Raw genomic sequence first — 1,522 nt, forward strand, 5'->3', positions numbered from 1 at the left:
ATACCCCGCTTTGTTTTTAACCGCTTTTCTACTTGTCGCTTTAAACGATTTAAATTGTGATTTACCTCTATTATCCGGTTCCCTTCTTGTCCATGGCACTCACTTCGTAATGGGCATCCATTGCATTTTGCTGCTCTGTACCTGGTAAGAGTTTGTTTAAAACCGGCCTTGGTAAGGCGATTGTAACTACCAATATTTTTCATCGTTTTTCCAGATGGGCATATATACCTGTCTTTTTCCTGGTCATAGGTAAGTTTGTCTACCCCATATGGTTTTTCATTTCGGCTTTTTTCATGCTGATCGCGATCAAAATAATTATACTTTACATAAGCGGTAATCCGTTTTTTTTCAAGCCACTGATAGTTTTGCTCGCTCCCATATCCTGCGTCAGCCGTGATATTGGAAGGCATCTTCCCGTACTGGCGTCTAAATATATTCAGATGTTGCCGAAGAGTGCCCGTGTCGGTCGTATTCTGATGAAGACTATAATTAACAATGTACTGGTTATTGGTGCTTATCTGTAGGTTATATGCGGGCTTTAATTGCCCATTTTTCATATGATCTTCCTTCATCCGCATGAAGGTCGCATCTTCATCTGTTTTGCTGTAGCTGCTCCTATTATCGCCAATTATGCTTTCCTGTTCAGCATAACGCGCTAATGCTGATGGCCAGTTTCTCTTAGCGTAGCTTAATTTCTGACGTATTTTCTTATCTATTGGTTTGTCTTTTAATGCCTCATTTATTGTGGCTATTGTTTGCTCTATTTTTTCGCTGTCAATTTTATCAAAACCCGATGGATCGTGATCGTCATCTAATTCGGCTGCTGCAATAGATTGAGCATATTTCCATAATTCATTCAGCTGTTGCTGCATTTTTGCCTTATTACTTTTTATCGAGTTGCCCCATACAAACGTGTATCTATTTGCATTTGCTTCGATTTTAGTGCCGTCAGTGTAAAGCTCCTTTAAGCTCAAAACTCCTTCTTCGCATAATAGCAATACTACCTGCGTAAAGATGGGCTGTAAGGATTGCTGAAGGCGTTTGCCCCGGAACCGGTTAATTGTATTGTGATCTGGCTTACTCATCCCACTTAACCACATGAAGTTGATATTCTGATGGAGGGCTTCCTCTATCTTTCGACTGCTATATATGTTATTTATATATGCAAAGACCAATACCTTCAGCAACATACGGGGATGATAATTACTTGCCCCTCCTGGTTTATACTGCTGCATTAGCTGCCCAATGTCTACTTTATCCAGAATGTCGCTGACTACCCTTACAGGGTGGTTCACTGCAACCAACTCACTTAGATCGGGAGGTAGAAGCATTCCCTGATGCTGGTGATTACTTTTAAAGGACACTACTAGTGATTTTCCTCTTGCCATAGAATAAAAATAGGCAATCATTCATCACCAAATACTCGAAAATCAATATATTTCTCCACCTGAAACGTGGATAAACGCCCGATAAATACCAAAAATAAAAAAAGGGCTGTACCATTTATTTATGATACAGCCTC

1 protein-coding gene is annotated in these 1,522 nt (G+C 40.0%); it reads right to left on the reverse strand.

All coding sequences use genetic code 11. The features are described 5' to 3' along the window. Nucleotides 1-1,388: IS1182 family transposase (locus tag FHW36_RS30375; protein WP_186452686.1), on the reverse strand; the 1,388-nt coding region annotated here is incomplete at its 3' end. Between the last annotated feature and the right edge of the window lie 134 nt (nt 1,389-1,522).

It is taken from the genome of Chitinophaga polysaccharea (genome assembly GCF_007829335.1).
Taxonomy (GTDB): domain Bacteria; phylum Bacteroidota; class Bacteroidia; order Chitinophagales; family Chitinophagaceae; genus Chitinophaga; species Chitinophaga polysaccharea_B.